The organism is Methylomonas lenta, from assembly GCF_001644015.1.
GTDB lineage: Bacteria > Pseudomonadota > Gammaproteobacteria > Methylococcales > Methylomonadaceae > Methylomonas > Methylomonas lenta.
Map to the genome: position 1 here is coordinate 17,085 of NZ_LUUI01000078.1, position 19,542 is coordinate 36,626.

Here is a 19,542-nt window from a genome sequence, read left to right on the forward strand (position 1 = left end):
GCCAAGTACCAGTTGCGGCGTACGTTTTATACCTTAAAAATACATGACAGAAGACCACGATCAGGCAACTGATTTCAAAACTTTCGAAGACCCCTTCGCCTTGCGTGAAGCGGAGAAATACGAAAACCCCATCCCCAGTCGCGAGCTGATTATACAGCTTATCGAACAAGCCGGTAAGCCGCTGCGTCGACAACAAATCGCTCAACAATTTGGTCTCGAAAGTCCAGATGGCTTAGAAGCCTTGCGCAGGCGATTGCGTGCCATGGAGCGCGATGGACAGTTGGTGTTTAATAGCCGGCAAAGATACAGCCTGGGCGATGGGCACAAAACCATTGCAGGGCGCGTGCTGGGTCATCCGGATGGTTTCGGTTTTATGAAGCCCGATGATGGTAGCGATGATTTGTTTTTGTCGCCACGGGAAATGAAACCTTTGTTTCACAATGACCGGGTGACTGCCCGAGTATCCGGACTTGATCGTAAGGGGCGCCGTGAGGGGGCCGTGCAAGAGATTACCGAGCGTAACACGCATCAGGTTGTTGGGCGTTTTTTCACAGAAGGTCGGGCGGCTTATGTGATACCCGAGAATAAAAAAATCGCTCATGAAGTGCTGATAGCTAAAGAAGACGCTGCCGGTGCCAAAAAAGGTCAGATCGTGGTTGCCGAAATCATTCAGCAACCCACTGCGCATTGCCAGCCTATTGGGCGCGTGACCGAAGTATTGGGATTGCACATGGCGCCGGGAATGGAAATCGAAATGGCGATTCGTTCCTACGATTTACCCAATGAATGGCCTAAGGCTTTGCTTGAGGAAATCAAGTCCTTGACACCGGAGGTGCCGGAACAGGCTAAACAGGGTAGGGAAGATATTCGTCATTTACCCCTGGTCACTATCGATGGTGAGGACGCGCGTGATTTTGATGATGCAGTTTACGTGCAAAAAACAGCAAAAGGCTGGAAGCTGTTGGTGGCGATAGCCGATGTTTCTCACTATGTGCAAGTCAATAGTGCGCTGGATGAAGAAGCCAAAAATCGTAGTACATCGGTTTACTTTCCGGAAAAAGTCATTCCTATGCTGCCGGAAATTTTGTCTAACGGCTTATGTTCACTAAACCCGCATGTTGACCGTTTGTGTATGGTTTGTGAGTTGGTGATTAATGCAGAGGGCAACGTACTACGTTCACGGTTTTACCAAGCAGTCATGCGCTCGCATGCGCGTTTGACCTATACCCAGGTCGCACAAATGTTGGTAGAAGGCAATCAAAAGCTGGCGCAAAAATATGCCGATTTGATGCCGCATTTACAGAATTTGTATGGTTTATATAAAGCCATGCGTCATCAGCGCGAACTCCGGGGGGCGATGGATTTCGATACTCAGGAAACCCGTATCGTGTTTGGTTCGGAACGCAAAATAGACGAAATCGTACCGGTGGTGCGCAACGATGCACATAAATTGATAGAAGAATTTATGATTACTGCTAATACGGCGGCAGCAAAGTTTCTTAATCGAATGAAAATGCCGCGTTTATTGCGCATACATGACGGCCCTGGCGCGGAAAAGTTGTTGGCATTGAAAACCTTTTTGGGCGAGCTGGGTTTGCATTTAGGTGGTGGGGCTCAGCCTACGCCGCTGGATTATATGCATTTGCTGGAGTCGGTGAAAGAACGCAAAGACGCGCATCTGATTCAAACCTTGCTGTTGCGTTCCATGTCTCAAGCCGTTTACAGCCCGGAAACCAAAGGTCACTTTGGTTTGGCACTGGATGCTTACGCACACTTTACCTCACCGATTCGGCGTTATCCGGATTTGCTGGTGCATAGAGCTATACGGCATTGTCTGGCGGGTAAAAAGCCGACAGAGTTTCATTACACCCATCCGGATATGGTGGTATTGGGCGAACATTGCTCTACCAACGAACGTCGTGCCGACGAAGCGACGCGTGATGTGGTCAGTTGGCTGAAGTGCGAATACATGATGGACAAGATTGGTGAGGAATTTGACGGCATTATTTCTGCTGTCACCGGTTTTGGTTTTTTTGTGGAATTACAGTCTATCTATGTCGAAGGTTTGGTGCATATCGCCTCGCTGCAAAATGATTACTTTGACTTTGATGCAGGTAGGCACCAATTGTGTGGTGAACGGACTGGTGTGCGCTATCGACTGGGTGATTTGGTAAAGGTTAAAGTGATGCGGGTTAATTTGGATGATAAAAAAATCGATTTTGAATTGATTCAGTCCGGCAATAAAAGCAAAAAACCAGCCAAATCTACAGCCAATAAAGCCGCTGGTAGTAAAAACCGCAGCAAAAAATCTGCCGTCGTGCCCACAGATGGCAAGCCCAAAGCAAGATCTAAAAGACGCCGTAAATCATGAGTACTACCCAACTTTTTGGTATCCACGCAGTGCAGGCTGCGCTGGATTATTCGCCGCAAAAAATTAGTCGTGCCTGGGTCGATGGTCAAAGACAAGATGCGCGTTTGAAACAAGTAGTTGATGATTTGCTGGCGTTGGGTGTGCAGCCGGAGAAAACCGAGCGTAAAAAGCTCGATCGTATGGCTGACGGCAAAAATCATCAGGGCATAGTGGTCGCGGTCGAGTTACCGGCTATGCATAGTGAAGATCAATTGAAACTGGATGTGCAGGCACTGAATGAACCGGCTTTTTATTTGGTATTGGATCAGGTACAAGATCCACATAACCTGGGAGCCTGTTTGCGAACCGTCGATGCGGTAGGTGCGCATGGCATCATCGTTACCAAAGATAATGCTGCCAGTATTACGCCAACAGTTTGTAAGGTAGCCAGTGGTGCTGCAGAAACGGTACCGGTTTATCAGGTGACTAATCTGGCGCGCGTGTTGCGGTGGCTGAAAGAGCAAAATATCTGGGTCATGGGGGCAGCGGGCGAAGCCGAGCAAACCATCTATGACATGAAGCTGGATATGTCTTTGGCATTAGTCATGGGGGCAGAAGGTAGCGGCATGCGACATTTGACGCGTCAGCATTGTGATTTTCTGGTGAAAATTCCAATGGCTGGACAGGTGGAAAGTTTGAATGTATCGGTGGCAGCGGGTGTGTTGCTGTACGAAGTGTTTCGGCAGAAACAAAAGGCCTAATTGCCGTGCAATCTTGGTTGTTAGCCGAGGTTTTGCTGTTACTAGTCTTGCCGTGTCAAGCTGAGGTGGCTGCTCAGGCGATAGCTTTGAACTGCATGAGTTGTCATCAGTTGGTTTCAGATGCTTCCGGCACTGTCATTCCTGCGCTAAAGTCATTATCTGAACAGCAAATCCAGCAAGCGCTACTTGATTTTAAATACGATAAGAAGAATGCAACTTTAATGCCGCGGATTGCCAAGGGTTATAGCGATAGTGAGCTGATTGCAGTCGCTGAGTTTTTGAGTCGGCAATAGATAATGGCGGGCTTATCCAGAAGGCAGTTTTTGCAAGCTGCAGTTGCCGGTGTATTACCATTGAGTGGTTGCCGAAAATGGCTGCAAACAGCGACTAAAGCACATGTGGTGGTGGTCGGTGGTGGTTTTGCCGGGGCGACAGTAGCTAAAACCCTGCGCTTGTTAGATAGCGCCATCAAGGTCACTATCATAGAGCCTAAATCTTATTACATTACTTGCCCGGCTAGTAATTGGCTGTTTGCTGATTTGATTACGCAGCAGCAATTAAGCGTTAGTTATCAAGCCTTAAAAGACAATTACGCCGTCGACATATTGACGGATAGGGTTGCTGTAATCGAATCGGCACGCCGTCGAATTTGCCTGGCAAGCGGTCAGCAAATCAGTTATGACCGCTTGATATTGTCGCCAGGCATTTCATTTCGTTGGGATAGCATTGCCGGATATGATGCGCAAGTTGCAGAAATCTTTCCGCATGCTTGGCAAGCAGGGCCACAGACTCAATTGCTGCAGCAGCAGATGCATGCCATGCCTAAAGGTGGTGTGATATTGATCGCGGCGCCGCCAGATCCATATCGCTGCCCTCCTGGGCCCTATGAGCGCGCCAGTATGATGGCTTATTGGTTGAAGCAGCACAACCCGCGCGGCAAAATTATTATTCTCGACCCCAAGCGTAGTTTTTCGAAACAGGCTTTGTTTGAAGCCGGCTGGGCAAAATATTATGGCTATGGCACGGCTAATAGTCTAATTGAATGGCATTCTTTGGCTGATAATCCGATTACGCAACTGGATGTAGCTAGCAGAACGGTGATAAGTGATTTTGGCGATCGTTTTACGGCGGATGTGCTAAATATTATTCCTCCGCAGCTTGCAGCAGATATTGCAGTGCAAACTGAGTTGACCGATGAAAGCGGTTGGTGCCCGGTCAGACCTGAATCCAGTCAATCATTATTTGACGACTTTATTCATGTTATTGGCGATGCGGCTCATTTTGCACCGATACCCAAATCGGCATTTGCGGCAAATTCTGAGGCCAAAGCCTGTGCTTTAGCCGTGGTGGCTTTGTTAAATGATAAAAGTATTGCATCACCCAATTGGCTGAATACTTGTTACAGTTTGGTAAGCCCCGAGCATGGTATTTCAGTTGCCGGTGTTTACAAATTAGATGCTGATAAAACCGTCAGTGCCGTTGTGGGTGCCGGAGGGGTGAGTCATTCATCCGTTGCAGGCTATAGATTGCAAGAAGCGGAATATGCCCGAATAGCTTATCGGTCACTGGTTAATAATTCTTTTTTTTGAGCATGGAGATGGTTTTTATTATTTATTTCAATTGCTTGCTGAATGTTCTTGTTGGGCATTTTTTATAGTTTTTGCTTACGTATGAAACACAATATAAAAATGCAATTTTCGTGCAAAGCTGGGCTTGTTTCGCCCATTCAATGGGATGGAAACTTCGATCGCCATGATACAATCGCCGCTGTTTATTTTTTGTGGTTGATTGAGTGAAGAAAAATCCGCTTTTTCAGATACTGTTGTTGAGCACGATGGTCGGCAAAGCCGCTCTTGCCGACAGCTTTGTAGTTGAAGACATTCAAGTTAGAGGGTTGCAAAGGATTTCCGCAGGTACTGTGTATAACTACTTGCCGGTTACCGTTGGGGAAACCTTTTCTGAAGAAAAGCAAGGCCCAGCAATTAGAGCATTGTTTAACACCGGCTTTTTCAAAGACATCACCCTGGAAAGAAGCGGTGGCACGCTGGTGGTAAATGTAGTCGAAAGACCGTCAGTTGCCAAGATTGTTATTGAAGGTAACAAGGATATCAAGCAGGAAGAGTTGACCGAAGCCTTGAAAAAAATCGGTTTGGCGGAAGGTAAAGTCTACAACAAACAAATTCTAGACAAAGTAGAGCAGGAATTACGCCGGCAATATTTCAGCCATGGTAAATACGGTTTGAAGATTAAAACCGAAGTCAGTGAACTGACGCGTAACCGGGTAGGTATTCAAATCGACATAACCGAAGGCAAGGTTGCCAAGATCAAACAAATCAACATCGTCGGCAGTAGAGCTTTTAGCAACGATGAGATAAAAAAAGATTTCGAGCTAAGCACCACAAATTTCCTGTCGTTTTATTCTAAAGATGATCAATATTCCAAGCAAAAGCTCTCTGCGGATTTGGAAAAGCTACGCTCTTATTATCTGGATCGCGGTTATATCAATTTTTCTATCGAATCCACCCAGGTCGATATTACGGCCGATAAAAAAGAAATTTATATCACCATCAATGTGAAAGAAGGTGACGTTTACACGCTGGAAAAAGTCAAGCTAACCGGCGAGCTAGTGGTTGATCCCGAAGAATTGGTGAAGCTGGTAAAAGTGGGGCCAGGGGAAATATTCTCACGTAAAAACGCAACTGAAACCTCCAAGGCGATATCCGAGCGTTTAGGTGATGAAGGCTACACTTTTGCCAACGTCAACATGGTGCCGGAGATCAATGAACAGAACAAAACCGTGGTAATGACGTTTTTTGTTGATCCAGGTAAGCGGGTTTATGTACATCGAATAAATTTCAAAGGTAATACCAAAACCCGCGATGAAGTCATTCGCCGTGAAATGCGCCAGATGGAATCCAGTTGGGCGGCAAGCAGTAAAATTGAGCGTTCCAAAACCCGCTTGGAGCGCTTGGGTTATTTTGAAGAAGTTGGTGTAGAAACCCCGCCGGTGGTGGGTACAGCCGATCAGATTGATGTCAATTATTCGGTTAAAGAAAAAGCCTCAGGTAACCTGCAGGCAGGTATTGGTTATTCGCAGGTGCAAGGTATTATTTTTAATGCCAATGTTTCGCAGGACAATATCTTTGGTACCGGTAAGCGAGTCAATTTTGCCTTTAACAATAGCCAGATTTTGACCCGCTATAATCTTGGGTATCGCGACCCTTACTATACTCTGGATGGTGTCAGTATGGGCTATGATATGGGATACATTTCGCGTAATGGCTATCAGTCAAATATTTCACGCTATAACACCGATGTAGCGAATGCTGGCTTCAATTTTGGCGTGCCGTTGAATGAGTTTGATAGCTTAGGATTCGATTTTGACCTAAAAAACACTAATCTTTCCTCGACCGATAGTTCGCCAGTAGAGGTTACTGACTTTATTAGTACTAATGGTGACAGCTTTTTAACTTTTTCCACCGGTGTTGGTTGGACTCACGATACCTTGGATAAACCGGTGTTTTCCAGCAGCGGTGGGCAGCAGCGAGCGTCCGCTTTGATAACTGTGCCGGGAAGTGATCTTGAATACTACAAAGTAGGCTATAAACAGGAGCATTATTTCCCACTTGCCAGTGATTTTACCTTTCGGTTAGTAGGTGAGTTTGGTTATGGTGGTAGCTATGGTGACACTAATGGCTTGCCGTTCTTCGAGAATTATTATGGAGGTGGCCCTGGGTCGGTTCGTGGTTTTAGACAGAATACCATGGGGCCTCAGGATACCCCCCAACCCGGTAGCGGCAACAGTCCTAGACCTTTTGGCGGTTCCACTAAAATAATAGGTTCGGCGGAGTTATTCTTTCCAGTGCCTTTTCTAAGTGATGTGAAAGCGGTTAGGATAGGTTCGTTCGTCGATGCCGGCAGTATCAGTGATGGTCTGAATTTTGATTATATGCGCTATTCGGCGGGTTTGTCTGGTCAGTGGCTTTCACCTTTTGGCGCGATATCGGTCAGTGTGGCGCAACCATTTAATGCTTCCGACACAGACAATGTACAGAACTTCCAGTTTAACTTTGGCTCAGGATTTTAATTGGGTCCGGGTCGTTTATGCCTTATAATTCAAAAGCGTGTTTTGTTCTAAAAAATCCTTCAAAATCTAACCCGGAGATGGTTGTACTCATGAAAAATAGAATTTCGTTGTTTGTAATGCTGATGTTAATTGCCGGGGCGAGCCAGGCTGATTTGAAAATCGGTTTTGTGAACGTTGCCAAAGTATTGGAAAAAGCACCGCAGGCGGCAAAAGCCAAATCCCGCTTGGAAACAGAATTCTCGCCGCGTGATAAACAATTGGTTTCTCAACAAAAAGAAATCAAAACTATGGAAGAAAGATTAAGCAGAGATTCCGCTGTCATGGGCGAGGAAGAGCGTCGTAGTTTGGAAAAAGACGTAATCGAGAAAAAAAGAGAAGCTGCAAGAGCTCAACAAGAGTTTAGCGAAGACTTCAATATGCGCAGAAATGAAGAGTTAGGTAATCTGCAAAAACGCATCGTTGAAGCAGTTAGAGCCCTGGCTAAAGAAGAGTCTTTTGATTTATTGCTGACAGATGGTGTGATCTATGCCAACGACGATATTGACGTTACTAGCCAAGTGCAAAAAAAGTTAGAAACACAGTAATATTGCCAAGTTATATCTTTTCTTAATTCGTTCTATGTTTTGCCGATGAACCTGTGATCTTTATGGGTTCTTCGGCTAATCTCTCCCTCTCTCGCAAATAGTTATGACAGGCCAACTCGATATACTGCAAATTCAGGAACTACTGCCTCACCGCTATCCATTTTTGTTAATTGACAAAGTCATTGAATGTGAACCGGGTGTGCATTTGCTGGGTTTAAAAAATGTCACTTTTAATGAACCTTTTTTTCAAGGACATTTCCCGCATTTGCCGGTTTTTCCGGGAGTACTCATTATGGAAGCTTTGGCTCAAGCCACAGCTTTACTGACCTCGCAGACAGACACGTCATTGGGTAACGGGGTAACGTATTATTTGGCAGGAATCGATAATGCACGCTTCAAAAAGCCTGTTGTGCCCGGAGACCAATTAATGTTGGATATTACCTATCTAAAACACAAACGTAATATTTGGTCTTTTGATTGTCGTGCGGAAGTAGAGGGTAAATTGGCTGCCAGCGCACAAATCATGTGTGCGGCGTCGGTGAATTAAATGATAGATCCACGGGCTGTTGTGCATGATAAGGCTGAATTGGCTGATGATGTCAAAGTTGGGCCATTTAGCATTATTGGTGCTGATGTACAGATAGACTCGGGTACCGAAATTGGTCCGCATGTGGTCATCAAAGGTCCGACATCGATAGGAAAAGATAATACTATTTATCAATTTGCCTCTATTGGTGAAGATCCGCAGGATAAAAAATACGCCGATGAAATCACCCATTTAAAAATAGGTGACAGAAACATCATTCGCGAGTTTTGCACCATGCATCGCGGCACCCTGCAGGATCAAGCAGTTACCTCGATAGGTGACGATAATTTATTCATGGCCTATTGCCATGTTGCGCATGATTGCGAAGTTGGCAATCATGTCATTATGGCTAATGGCGCTTCGATTGCTGGACATGTTCATGTTGGTGACCATGCCATACTGGGCGGTTTCACCTTGGTACATCAGTTCACTCAGATCGGCGAGTTCAGCTTTTCTGCCATGGGTAGCGCCATTACTCAGGATATTCCTCCCTACGTTATGGTGGGTGGCAGGCCGACGCGTCCTCATGGTATTAATTCCGTGGGTATGGAACGGCACGGTAAATCATCCGAAGTGATTAGGCAAATTCGCAAGGCTTATAAAATTCTTTACAAGAACAACCTGCGTTTGGAAGATGCCATTGAAGAGATGGAGGATATGGCGGGCGAGAGTAACGAATTATCCAATATGGTCAGTTTTCTGCGCAATGTCACGCGCGGTATCCTTCGATAAGCCTTATCGTATAGCCGGTGTCGATGAAGTAGGTCGCGGATGTATTGTCGGGCCGGTCATTGCTGCTGCGGTTATACTCGATCCAGCCAAGCCAGTTCCAGGCTTGACTGACTCCAAAAAGCTGAGCGAAAACCAGCGTAATAGTTTGGCTAAACAAATTAAATCATCGGCTGTTTGCTGGGCTATCGGTCGAGCTGAAGCCAGTGAAATCGATCGTATAAATATTTTGCAAGCGACCCTCGTAGCGATGCAGCGCGCTGTATCCCAATTAGCTTATCAGCCGGACTTTGTGAAAGTGGATGGTAATCGTCTGCCCAATATCGATTATCCAGCAGAAGCAATAGTGCAGGGTGATTTGTTAATCCAGGAAATCTCAGCCGCTTCAATTCTGGCCAAGGTGGCGCGTGATGATGAAATGCAAACGCTAGACCGGCTATATCCAGGTTATCAATTTACCCTGCATAAAGGCTATCCCACGCAGCGGCATCTGCAGTCTTTGCAACAACTCGGCATAACCCCTCAACATCGACAAACGTTTGCGCCTGTCAAAAAGATCTTGCTTACATCCCTATGAAGCCAATTTTCGTCCATCTCAGGATACATACTGAATTTTCGCTGGTTGACGGTATAGTCAGAATTAAGCCGCTAGTAAAAAAACTTGCTGATTACAGTATGCCTGCGGCAGCAATTACAGAGCAAAACAATCTGTTTTCTTTGGTCAAATTTTATAAAGCTGCGCAAGCTGCTGGTATCAAGCCACTAATAGGCGCCGATGTGTTGGTGTTTAATCCTGATGAACCAGCGGCACCGCATCGATTAACTCTGTTAGCGCGTAATAAACCAGGTTATATAACCTTGACTGAGCTGATTTCTCAAGGCTATCAGCTAGGCCAGCATCAGGGTATTCCTATGCTGCAGAAGGATTGGATAAAGCAAAATCATGACGGATTAATTGCTTTGTCAGGCGCAATGGACGGTGATATTGGACAAGCCTTGCTAGCTGAAAATATAGATCAAGCCAGGAAATGTGCGGAATTTTGGGGTGCTTTATTCAAAGACAGTTTTTACCTGGAGTTACAACGGGTTGGCAAGGTCGATGAAGAGCGATATATCAAACTGGCAGTCGATTTGGCTGCAGAATTGGATTTACCCGTTGTAGCTACCAACGATGTTCGCTTCATTAGTCAAAACAATTTTGATGCGCATGAAGTAAGAGTTTGTATCAATCAGGGCAGAGTGCTGGATGACAGTCGGAGACCAAAGGATTATACAAATCAGCAATATCTGCGCACTGCAGAAGAAATGTCTGAACTGTTTGTCGACATTCCCGAAGCTCTGGAAAATACGGTCGAAATTGCTACACGTTGTAATGTCGAATTGACGTTGGGTGAAAACTTTCTGCCTGATTTCCCGGTGCCCGAAGGGATGTCGCTAGATGATTATTTCAGGCAAGCCTCGCAACAAGGTCTGGAGCAGCGATTGCTGCAATACCCGCCGATAGGCAAACAAAGTTTCGCCGAGAATCGCAAAATATATGATGAACGACTGGAAATTGAGCTAAACGTTATCATCCAAATGGGTTTTCCCGGCTATTTCATGATCGTAGCCGACTTTATTCAATGGGCTAAAAATAATGCCATTCCTGTCGGGCCTGGACGGGGTTCCGGTGCCGGGTCTTTGGTAGCCTATGCTCTGAAAATTACTGACCTGGATCCGATTGAGTTTGATTTGCTGTTTGAGCGATTTCTGAATCCGGAGCGGGTATCGATGCCGGATTTTGATATCGACTTTTGCATGGAACGTCGTGATGAAGTGATTGATTACGTGGCCCGTCATTACGGTCGCGACCGTGTCTCACAAATCATAACTTACGGTTCCATGGCGGCTAAAGCGGTTATACGTGACGTGGGTCGTGTAATGGGGTTTGCTTATGGATTTGTTGATCGACTAGCCAAGCTGATTCCATTTGAAATCGGCATGACGCTGGAGAAAGCCTTAAAAGAAAGTGCTGAACTTAAAGCGCTGTATGACGAGGAAGAAGAAGTCAAAAACCTGATCGACATGGCGCGCTCGTTGGAAGGTATTTCCCGTAACGCCGGTAAACATGCGGGTGGCGTGGTGATTTCACCCAGTAAGCTGACCGATTTTGCGCCATTGTATTGCGAACAAGGCGGCGGCAATCTGGTCACCCAGTTTGATAAAGATGACGTCGAAGCGGTAGGTTTGGTTAAATTCGATTTTTTGGGCTTGCGCACACTGACCATCATTGATTGGGCCTTGCAAACCATCAACCGTCAGCGGGCACAGCGAGGTGAAGAGCCTGTCGACATCAGCCAGATTCCGCGTGATGATGCCGATAGTTACGAGTTGCTGAAAAATGCCAGAACCACTGCGGTTTTTCAGCTCGAATCGCGCGGCATGAAGGAGTTGATTAAAAAACTGAAGCCTGACTGCTTCGATGACATCATTGCCTTGGTAGCACTGTTTCGGCCTGGTCCGCTGGAATCCGGCATGGTTGATGATTACATCAACGTCAAACATGGCGCACAAGCCGAATACGCGCACCCCCTGTTAGAGCCGATACTTAAACCGACTAATGGCGTCATTTTGTATCAAGAGCAGGTAATGCAAATCGCCCGCGAACTGGCGATGTATACGCTGGGTGGCGCCGACATGCTCCGGCGAGCAATGGGTAAGAAAAAGCCTGAGGAAATGGCGAAAGAGCGGGAGAAATTCACCACCGGCGCGGTTGCCAATCAGGTGGATGAAAAGATCGCCACCTATGTTTTCGATTTGATGGAAAAGTTTGCTGGCTACGGTTTTAATAAATCGCACTCGGCAGCCTATGCTTTGGTGGCTTATCAAACAGCCTGGTTAAAAGCCCATTATCCGGCGGCGTTTATGGCGGCAGTGATGTCGTCTGATATGGATAACACCGATAAAGTCGTGGTGCTGATCGACGAATGCCGGGAAATGAAGTTGGAGATTTGTCCACCTGATATCAATATATCCAACTATCACTTTACCGCTAATGACAAAAATAAGATTGTTTATGGTATAGGCGCCATAAAAGGTGTCGGCGAAAACGCGATTGAGGATTTAATAAAACAGCGCGACAGCCATGGTGCTTACCTGGGACTTTATGATTTATGTAAACGGGTGGATTTACGCAAGGTTAATCGCCGGGTCCTGGAAGCATTGATTAGAGCGGGGGCATTTGATGCCATAGAGCCCAATCGTGCTGCTCATCTGGCTGAACTGACCACCGCCTTAAGGGTGGCAGAGCAGCATGGCAAGATGGTCATGGCTGGACAAAATGACTTATTCGGGCTTGACGATGAAGAGGCCGAGGGTGAAGAGAATTCGTATGCTAAATTAGTTGAACCCTGGACGGAAAAAGAAAAGCTGGAGGCCGAAAGACAAACACTGGGTTTGTTCCTGACCGGGCATCCGATTGCAGAATATCTGCCTGAACTCAAGCATATTACACATGGCACATTAGGTAGTCTGGAAGTCGATGCCGGTCGTGCCAGAGGTAAAATGGAAGCCCGTGTGGCTGGATTGGTGGTGGAATTGCGCACGCGCCAAACCAAGCAAGGCAAGATGATGGGGTTTGCCACTCTGGATGACAGAACTGGCCGTTTGGAAGTGGCAGCCTTTAGCGGTATTTATGATAAATACCGGGATTTATTATCAAAAGATACTTTGTTGGTGGCTGAAGGTTCATTGAGTATGGATGAATATACCAATAGCTTACGTATGACAGCAGAAAAGCTTTACAGCATGGAAGAGGCTAGGGAAATGTTCGCGCGTGGCATAGTGTTGACCTGGGATGCAGTGCAATGGCCCAAATCTGCTGCCTTTGTTGCCGAGCTAAAAAATATATTGCTGCCTTTTCGATGTGGTGAATGTCCGATTGCAATTGAATACGCTTCAAGTGATGCCAAGGCCGCTATACAGCTCGGTGACGACTGGCGGGTGCGGCCTAGCGATGATTTGTTGATTCGTTTACGTAGGTTGTTGTCGCCCGACAGCGTAGCCGTCAAATACAGAAATTGATGAGGCAGTTAGCTAGCAATCGGTATGTCGACAATAGAGCGCGGCAATGTCTTTTTGAATATTCATATTGTTATGAATGACTGCGGGATCATGCATTAGCCCTGCTTTTGATCACGCGCAGCGGCATAATGCACTTGTCTAGGCTCAAAATCCCATTTCCAGCACCCACTGAATTGAAACATAAATAACCAGCGCTATCGTGAGGCAAAAGCCGACAAAACGAACTGGTTTTTTTAAGTTATGCAACCAGAAACCGGGTTGCAAACCTTGTTGTTTCAAATCTTGATACAGCGCGCGTTGCTCGATGGTCCGTTGCTGTTGATACTCGTCAAATAGCTGGCGGGCCGCCGGTAAATCGTCTTGATCATAGAGCCAGATAGCGGGTAATGAAATGCCCCACATGCCGGCTGAGGTTTCAAAATAATCGATATCATGCAAGTTTAATAGATCGCGCACGGCCTCCGCTTCATCATTTGGAACGCCTCTTAAATTGAAAAACAGTATCGACATAAAGGTCAGTGGATTACAGACGTGAATCGTATTAGCGTTGACAGCTATCGCAAAAATAGCTGGAACGTTGGCCGATTTTGAGTTGTTGAATTGGTTCGGCACATTTCAGGCAGGCTTGACCATTCCGGCCGTAAACCGACAAGGATTGTTGAAAATAGCCTGGCTTGCCTTGGGCATTTAGAAAGTCGCGTAGTGTAGTGCCGCCTTGATCAATCGCCGATTGCAGAACTGTTTTTATAGCGGCGACCAGACGTTGGCATGTAGCTAATTCAACATCTCCTGCCTGTCGGTTTGGATGTATTCCAGCTAGAAATAACGATTCACTGGCGTAAATATTTCCTACACCCACTACAACCTGACTGTCCATGATCAGATTTTTGATCGGGGCACGCCGATTTTGGCAGCGAGCCAGCAGATAATTGGCATCGAATTCTTCTGACAAGGGTTCTGGGCCAAGATTGATCAATAACGCGTGTTCTTGTATTGGCTTTTCAGTCCACAATACCGCACCAAATCGGCGTTGATCGTTAAATCGCAACACAGTGTCATCGGCAAAAATGAAATCGATATGGTCATGTTTATGGATGGCCTGATCGGGCTGAGTAATGCGCAAATTGCCTGACATGCCCAAGTGCAAAATTAGTGTACCTTGGGCTGTGGATAGCAGTAGATACTTGCCGCGCCTATCCACTTGATCCAATTTCAAGCCCGGTAAGACGGTGCTTAAAGTGTCAGGTATTGGCCAGCGCAGCTGGGACTTCCGCACAATGATGTGTTTAAAAACCTTGTCTTGAATGTGCGGAGTAATGCCGCGTCGACTGGTTTCGACTTCGGGTAATTCAGGCATGGGTGTTTAAATTTGCGTCAGCAGGTGGTGGGATTCGTCTTGCAGTTTTTTGCGTGCCAATATCAAATGCCAGCGGCTGCCGCCACATTGCCGCCACAATAAGCTGGCGCGGATACCGGCCAATAATAATGCCCGGATTCTGTTGATTGTATTTTGGTTGCTTAAATGTTGAGGGTCGCCATTTACCATGATGCGGGGTTGCAGTGTACTTATGGTGTTGTGATAAATATCGGCCAAATTTGCCAATACATTTTCATGCATGACGGAAAAGTGTTCAGCTTGTCCCTGGGCTTTGGTGATGCCAATTTGGATTTGATTCAGCATGTTGCCGTTTTGAGCCAGTTGTTTTTGCAGATGCACCAGTTGTGCGGCATAACGGGCTTGTTCCGGATTGGCAACTACGCGACTGGTCAATTGCTTGTCGAGTTCTTGCAGGCCGTGTTGTATGCCTGCCAAGCCGCCAAAGACATCGCTAACACTGTCAGAATCTATTTTTAAAATACTGCCTATGCTAGCTGTCATGGCTGCCAGATCGGCATTGCCGGTAGTGGCCAATTGGCGCACCAAAGAGCAGGCTTGGGCGATACCTGCCAACGCGATAGTCTGATTGCTGAGGGATATTAATGACATGGTGTTATTTGCAAGCGATTGTAAGGCAGTTTGGGTTAACGGAATTCCCGGCTTTTAGCCCGGATTGCAGTTTGTAGCGATTGGCAATAATGCCGGAAGCCTGCCAATCTGCTTCAGTGCGAATGTTCACGATTAAGGCGGCTTTATGCGGTTGCATTTACAGTAATTGCTCGGGGTTGACGATTTTTAATCCGTCAGCCCATGCCGAGCTGGAAAATGAAACAGCTAAAAATAGCAAACTAAGTATTTGTTTCATAGCGTCTCAAAAGTTATTTTATTAGAGGTGAGACTTGATCGCGCCACCATTGGAGGCATTCAAGGTAAATGGCTGCGATACGTTGTGGCGGAATATTCTGATATCTAGCTCGGTCGACTTGCCAATGTTCGTAATTAAGCGAATATTCTAAGGCTGCACCGGCAAGTCCGGATTTTTGCAAGATGGCCTGACTAATGGTGTCTGACAAGGGTAGTTGTTGTAAGGCCTTGTCCAACGGCATATCTAGGATACTATCAATGCCTGATAATAAGCCGACCAGAAAAAAAGTATCGGCATCTTGTTGGGTTTCGATGGCCAGTAATTCACACATCTTAGCCCGCAATAGAATATTTTGCAGTGCCGGGCAGGGTTGAGTGGACATGGATGATAACGTCAAAATATTTGCCCAGCGTTTGATTTCTTTTAAGCCCAAATAAGTCAGCGCTTGTTGTATGGATTCAACTTTATTCGCCAAGGCAAATGATGCCGAGTTGATATAGTGTAATAATTTATAGCTTAAGCCCATATCTTGAGAAATGACCTGATTGATTTGCTGAAATCCCACATCTGATTTATTAATGATTGCCAGTAATTGTAAAGCGCTTGCTTGATTGACACCGAGACGTTTACCTTCTACTACCTTGGGTTTGCTGAAGAAGAATCCTTGAAACAGTTCGCAGCCCCATTCGCGTAATAATTGAAACTCCTCATGGGTTTCGACTTTTTCGGCTAACAGTTTTAGGTTATAGGGTTTTAGCTGGGCTATCAGTTTGTGAGTTTCGTCCAGGCTGTTGGCCATAATATCCAACTTGATGATGTCGACAAACTCCAGTAATGGCAGCCATTGAGGTGAGAGTTCAAAATCATCTAAGGCGATGGTATAGCCTAGTGCAGATAATTCACGCAGATTTTGCACGATTTGTGAATCAACCACGACATTTTCCAAGACTTCAATCACGATGCGGTCTTTAGGCAGGTTTAGCGGTGTTTTATCCAGAATATTTTGTGTGGTGAAATTGATAAAGGCTAAATGTGGCCCCACTAAATCATTTAAGCCAATTTCCAAAATACTATCGGTAATGACCTGGTTGGTGGCCGAGGTTGCGCCCTCTTTGATAGATAAATCAAAATCTTTGCCACGAAACAGGATTTCATAGGCAAAAGTGTTTAAATTTTGATCAAGAATTTGCTGGCGACCAATCAGGAAGTCTGTCATTGGGTTTACGAAATAAGAGGTGTTGAACTATGATGCAATTATGTAAGCCTTATACCATGAACGGCAAAAGTTAGTCGAACCTGTATCCGGTATAGGTTGTCCAATATTTTAACTTTTTAGACTTAGGAGAAATAGCATGTCCGAATCAGTATCAATATCAGTCACAGGAATGAAATGCGGCGGTTGTGAAAAAACGGTTACCACTGCGTTAACTGCAATAGAGGGAGTTATATCTGTAAATGCATCATTTGAGAATAAAACGGTTGATGTCGAATTTGAGCCGACTAAAACAGACCTGGACGTTCTGGAAGATGCTATTACTGATGCCGGCTTTACTGTTGAATAATGTGCCTAAGGGTGATTTCCTGTGATAAATAGACCTAACTTGATGGGTTTATTGTTCAACTACGGTGGCTTGCAAAAGATGGCGTAATCACTAGCCGAGCTCTTTTTAGAGTTTTTTCGCTGAACAGTAATCCAGCATCATTTGGGTCATTTATTGTTGGTAATTACCAAGATTTATGGCATATCCATTGTTGTTAAACAAAAACCATCCGAGCAGATTGTTATGAATACCGAACAAGTCGTTAGTCAGGAGCAGGAAATTCGTTTATCCATTTTGGGTATGCGGTGTGCCGGCTGTATTGCTGCAGTGGAAACTGCATTACAGAGCGTTAGCGGCGTGAGTAGCGTGAACGTCAATTTTGCCGACCATTCCGCTGTGGTTATAGGTGCTGCCGAACCCGAGCAGTTAAAGACGGCCTTGAAACAAGCTGGATACGATGCAGCTGTGATGGAAGGCTTGGAAGATCCGGGTGATGAAGAACGGCAGGAGGAAGCGCGATATACCGATTTGATGCGCAAGGCTGCGGTTGCCGGTGCTTTGGGTCTGCCCTTAATGGTGGGCGCTCATATGGATTGGTTTCCGTTAATGGGTACCGCCGAAGGTACAGGGTTTTGGACCAAAGTGGCCGTGGTGACGTTGGTGGTGATGTTTTATTCCGGCGGACATTTTTTTACCTCGGCCTACAAATTGCTGCGTGTCAAACAAGCCAATATGGATACACTGATTGCCTTGGGTACCGGTTCGGCTTGGCTATATTCGTCCATCGTTATCGATTACTCTGAGCAATTACCCAGCTTGTCCAGTCATGCGTATTTTGAAGCTTCAGCCATCATCTTGGCTTTTATCAATTTAGGCAGTGCGCTGGAAACCCGGGCTCGCGGTAAAACATCTGCGGCCATACGGGCTTTGATTGGATTGCAACCCAGAACAGCACGAGTAGTGCGAGAGGGTCAGGAAATTGATATTCCTATCGAAGACGTGGGGTTGGGTGAAATTCTACGCGTCAGGCCCGGAGAAAAAATCGCCGTCGATGGTGTGTTGCAGGAAGGTCATTCCAATGTCGATGAATCCATGTTAACGGGTGAGTCACTACCTGTAGAGAAAGTGGTAGATTCACCGGTAGCTGCCGGCACCATTAATCAAAGTGGCAGTTTTTTGTTTAGGGCTACCCGGATTGGTCGTGACACGGCATTGGCGCAGATTATTTATAGTGTACGCCAAGCGCAAAGCAGCAAGCCTGAATTGGCTAAATTGGCCGACAAAATCTCAGCCATTTTTGTGCCGGTGGTGGTCGCTATCTCGCTATTCACGTTCTTTGTCTGGCTTATTTTTGGTCCCGATCCATCGTTAGGTTATGCTTTTGTCACTTCGATGACGGTGCTGGTGATTGCCTGTCCTTGTGCATTGGGGCTTGCAACACCGATTTCAGTGATGGTTTCAGTGGGACGGGCGGCGCAAATGGGCGTACTGATCCGTAAAGGCGAAGCCTTGCAAACTGCTGGAAAATTAACTTGTCTGATTTTAGATAAAACCGGCACGGTGACAGTTGGTAAGCCGACCTTAGCGCATATTGCCGCATTTACAGGCTATACGGAAGAACAGGTGTTGCAACGTGCAGCCAGCTTGGAATCCGGTTCCGAGCACCCTTTGGCGGCTGCAATACTGGCCGCAGCAGCAGAAAAGCAATTAAAGCTAGATAAAGTCAGGAAGTTTCATGCTGTGGCCGGGCACGGTATCACTGGGCGAATTGCCGATCAGCAGTGGTTGCTTGGCAATGCTGCTCTGATGGCGGAGCATCAGATTGCCATCGATGCTCACAACGATACTATGACCGAATTGGCGGCACTGGGGCAAACGCCCATGCTACTGGCAGTTGATCAAACTCTGGTGGGTATTGTGGCGGTCGCTGATCCGATTAAAGTGGATTCAGCCAAGGCTGTACAGCAATTGAAACAGCGTGGTGTGCGGGTGTTGATGGTGACCGGTGATAATGAAATCACGGCAAAAGCCATTGCAGCGCAGGCTGGTATTGATGAGGTCCGGGCTCAGGTGTTGCCTCAGGACAAGGCGATGGTTGTGAAAGAATTGCAGGCTCAGGGTGAAATCGTCGGTATGGTCGGTGACGGTATCAATGATGCGCCAGCCTTGGCTCAAGCCGATGTCGGTTTTGCTATCGGTACCGGTACCGATGTGGCTATTGAGAGTGCGGACGTGGTGCTATTGCAGGGTTCTCTGCTGAAAGTGCCGGAAGCGATGGCGTTGTCCAAATTGACAGTCACCAATATCAAACAAAATTTGTTAGGCGCATTTTTTTACAACACCATTGGCATTCCGGTGGCGGCCGGTTTGCTGTATCCGTTATTCGGCGTGTTGTTGAATCCTATGATTGCCGGAGCAGCTATGGCTATGTCGTCGGTGACTGTGGTCAGTAATGCTAATCGTTTGCGGTGGATCAAGCTAAACCAAGACTCATAATAAAGGAAGTGAGTTAGGAATATGCATGGCAAGAACCCTGTGTAGGTGCGGATTTATCCGCACAGTGCGAATAAATTCGCACCCACAGCCGGCGAACTTGTTT

At 46.4% G+C, this 19,542-nt stretch carries 17 protein-coding genes; 12 read left to right on the forward strand and 5 right to left on the reverse strand.

Annotated features, from left to right (window positions below; translation table 11 throughout):
• Window positions 1–43 precede the first annotated feature (43 nt).
• From rnr to dnaE, 10 genes are all read left to right on the forward strand, one after another.
• A complete protein-coding gene (rnr, locus tag A1359_RS05615; RefSeq protein ID WP_066979268.1) occupies window positions 44–2,371 on the forward strand; it encodes a ribonuclease R in 2,328 nt (775 codons plus the stop codon).
• Window positions 2,368–3,111 (forward strand): 23S rRNA (guanosine(2251)-2'-O)-methyltransferase RlmB, encoded by a 744-nt coding sequence (gene rlmB, locus A1359_RS05620; protein ID WP_066979271.1) that lies wholly within the window; start codon window positions 2,368–2,370, stop codon window positions 3,109–3,111. Before rnr ends, rlmB begins: the two co-directional genes overlap by 4 nt.
• A 5-nt stretch (window positions 3,112–3,116) precedes the next feature.
• Window positions 3,117–3,404: a c-type cytochrome gene (locus A1359_RS05625; protein ID WP_157200483.1), complete on the forward strand. Its 288-nt coding sequence runs from the start codon at window positions 3,117–3,119 to the stop codon at window positions 3,402–3,404.
• 3 nt (window positions 3,405–3,407) lie between these two features.
• The gene (locus tag A1359_RS05630; RefSeq protein WP_066979277.1) at window positions 3,408–4,700 is read left to right on the forward strand and encodes an NAD(P)/FAD-dependent oxidoreductase; all 1,293 of its coding nucleotides are present in this window, start codon (window positions 3,408–3,410) and stop codon (window positions 4,698–4,700) included.
• Window positions 4,701–4,903: 203 nt separating this feature from the next.
• Window positions 4,904–7,198: an outer membrane protein assembly factor BamA gene (gene bamA, locus A1359_RS05635; RefSeq protein WP_408606527.1), complete on the forward strand. Its 2,295-nt coding sequence runs from the start codon at window positions 4,904–4,906 to the stop codon at window positions 7,196–7,198.
• 89 nt (window positions 7,199–7,287) lie between these two features.
• Window positions 7,288–7,782 carry an OmpH family outer membrane protein gene (locus tag A1359_RS05640; RefSeq protein WP_083960511.1) on the forward strand — a complete coding sequence of 165 codons (495 nt, stop codon included), beginning with the start codon at window positions 7,288–7,290 and terminating at the stop codon, window positions 7,780–7,782.
• Window positions 7,783–7,885: 103 nt separating this feature from the next.
• Window positions 7,886–8,329: a 3-hydroxyacyl-ACP dehydratase FabZ gene (gene fabZ, locus A1359_RS05645; RefSeq protein WP_066979280.1), complete on the forward strand. Its 444-nt coding sequence runs from the start codon at window positions 7,886–7,888 to the stop codon at window positions 8,327–8,329.
• On the forward strand, window positions 8,330–9,100 hold the full coding sequence (lpxA, locus tag A1359_RS05650; protein WP_066979283.1) for an acyl-ACP--UDP-N-acetylglucosamine O-acyltransferase: 771 nt from the start codon (window positions 8,330–8,332) through the stop codon (window positions 9,098–9,100).
• A complete protein-coding gene (rnhB, locus tag A1359_RS05655) occupies window positions 9,075–9,674 on the forward strand; it encodes a ribonuclease HII (protein ID WP_066979286.1) in 600 nt (199 codons plus the stop codon). The genes lpxA and rnhB overlap by 26 nt, the downstream gene beginning before the upstream one ends.
• Entirely contained in the window at window positions 9,671–13,159 is a 3,489-nt protein-coding gene (gene dnaE / locus A1359_RS05660; RefSeq protein WP_066979296.1) for a DNA polymerase III subunit alpha, read from the forward strand. The genes rnhB and dnaE overlap by 4 nt, the downstream gene beginning before the upstream one ends.
• A 144-nt stretch (window positions 13,160–13,303) precedes the next feature.
• Here dnaE and A1359_RS05665 read toward each other — a convergent pair whose 3' ends face one another.
• The 5 genes from A1359_RS05665 to A1359_RS05680 all read right to left on the reverse strand — a co-directional run bounded on the left by A1359_RS05665 (window position 13,304) and on the right by A1359_RS05680 (window position 16,618).
• Window positions 13,304–13,669, reverse strand: coding sequence for a DUF6164 family protein (locus A1359_RS05665; protein WP_066979298.1), 366 nt, complete (start codon window positions 13,667–13,669; stop codon window positions 13,304–13,306).
• Window positions 13,670–13,700: 31 nt separating this feature from the next.
• On the reverse strand, window positions 13,701–14,516 hold the full coding sequence (gene mutM / locus A1359_RS05670) for a bifunctional DNA-formamidopyrimidine glycosylase/DNA-(apurinic or apyrimidinic site) lyase (protein WP_066979305.1): 816 nt from the start codon (window positions 14,514–14,516) through the stop codon (window positions 13,701–13,703).
• A gap of 6 nt (window positions 14,517–14,522) precedes the next feature.
• A complete protein-coding gene (hflD, locus tag A1359_RS05675) occupies window positions 14,523–15,146 on the reverse strand; it encodes a high frequency lysogenization protein HflD (protein ID WP_066979307.1) in 624 nt (207 codons plus the stop codon).
• 4 nt (window positions 15,147–15,150) lie between these two features.
• Window positions 15,151–15,303 carry a hypothetical protein gene (locus A1359_RS22290; RefSeq protein ID WP_157200484.1) on the reverse strand — a complete coding sequence of 51 codons (153 nt, stop codon included), beginning with the start codon at window positions 15,301–15,303 and terminating at the stop codon, window positions 15,151–15,153.
• A gap of 112 nt (window positions 15,304–15,415) precedes the next feature.
• Entirely contained in the window at window positions 15,416–16,618 is a 1,203-nt protein-coding gene (locus A1359_RS05680) for an EAL and HDOD domain-containing protein (RefSeq protein ID WP_066979309.1), read from the reverse strand.
• A gap of 136 nt (window positions 16,619–16,754) precedes the next feature.
• Here A1359_RS05680 and A1359_RS05685 point away from each other — a divergent pair, with 136 nt between their 5' ends.
• Window positions 16,755–16,964, forward strand: a complete 210-nt coding sequence (locus A1359_RS05685; RefSeq protein WP_066979311.1) for a heavy-metal-associated domain-containing protein — start codon at window positions 16,755–16,757, stop codon at window positions 16,962–16,964.
• Window positions 16,965–17,186: 222 nt separating this feature from the next.
• Window positions 17,187–19,439 (forward strand): heavy metal translocating P-type ATPase, encoded by a 2,253-nt coding sequence (locus A1359_RS05690; protein ID WP_083960512.1) that lies wholly within the window; start codon window positions 17,187–17,189, stop codon window positions 19,437–19,439.
• Window positions 19,440–19,542: the final 103 nt, after the last annotated feature.

Coding starts and splice junctions, on each gene's coding strand:
- rnr (WP_066979268.1), top strand. CDS start 44: ATGACAGAAGACCACGATCAGGCAACTGATTTCAAAACTTTCGAAGAC.
- rlmB (WP_066979271.1), top strand. CDS start 2,368: ATGAGTACTACCCAACTTTTTGGTATCCACGCAGTGCAGGCTGCGCTG.
- A1359_RS05630 (WP_066979277.1), top strand. CDS start 3,408: ATGGCGGGCTTATCCAGAAGGCAGTTTTTGCAAGCTGCAGTTGCCGGT.
- A1359_RS05640 (WP_083960511.1), top strand. CDS start 7,288: ATGAAAAATAGAATTTCGTTGTTTGTAATGCTGATGTTAATTGCCGGG.
- fabZ (WP_066979280.1), top strand. CDS start 7,886: ATGACAGGCCAACTCGATATACTGCAAATTCAGGAACTACTGCCTCAC.
- lpxA (WP_066979283.1), top strand. CDS start 8,330: ATGATAGATCCACGGGCTGTTGTGCATGATAAGGCTGAATTGGCTGAT.
- rnhB (WP_066979286.1), top strand. CDS start 9,075: ATGTCACGCGCGGTATCCTTCGATAAGCCTTATCGTATAGCCGGTGTC.
- dnaE (WP_066979296.1), top strand. CDS start 9,671: ATGAAGCCAATTTTCGTCCATCTCAGGATACATACTGAATTTTCGCTG.
- A1359_RS05665 (WP_066979298.1), bottom strand. CDS start 13,669: ATGTCGATACTGTTTTTCAATTTAAGAGGCGTTCCAAATGATGAAGCG.
- mutM (WP_066979305.1), bottom strand. CDS start 14,516: ATGCCTGAATTACCCGAAGTCGAAACCAGTCGACGCGGCATTACTCCG.
- hflD (WP_066979307.1), bottom strand. CDS start 15,146: ATGTCATTAATATCCCTCAGCAATCAGACTATCGCGTTGGCAGGTATC.
- A1359_RS22290 (WP_157200484.1), bottom strand. CDS start 15,303: ATGCAACCGCATAAAGCCGCCTTAATCGTGAACATTCGCACTGAAGCA.
- A1359_RS05680 (WP_066979309.1), bottom strand. CDS start 16,618: ATGACAGACTTCCTGATTGGTCGCCAGCAAATTCTTGATCAAAATTTA.
- A1359_RS05685 (WP_066979311.1), top strand. CDS start 16,755: ATGTCCGAATCAGTATCAATATCAGTCACAGGAATGAAATGCGGCGGT.
- A1359_RS05690 (WP_083960512.1), top strand. CDS start 17,187: ATGAATACCGAACAAGTCGTTAGTCAGGAGCAGGAAATTCGTTTATCC.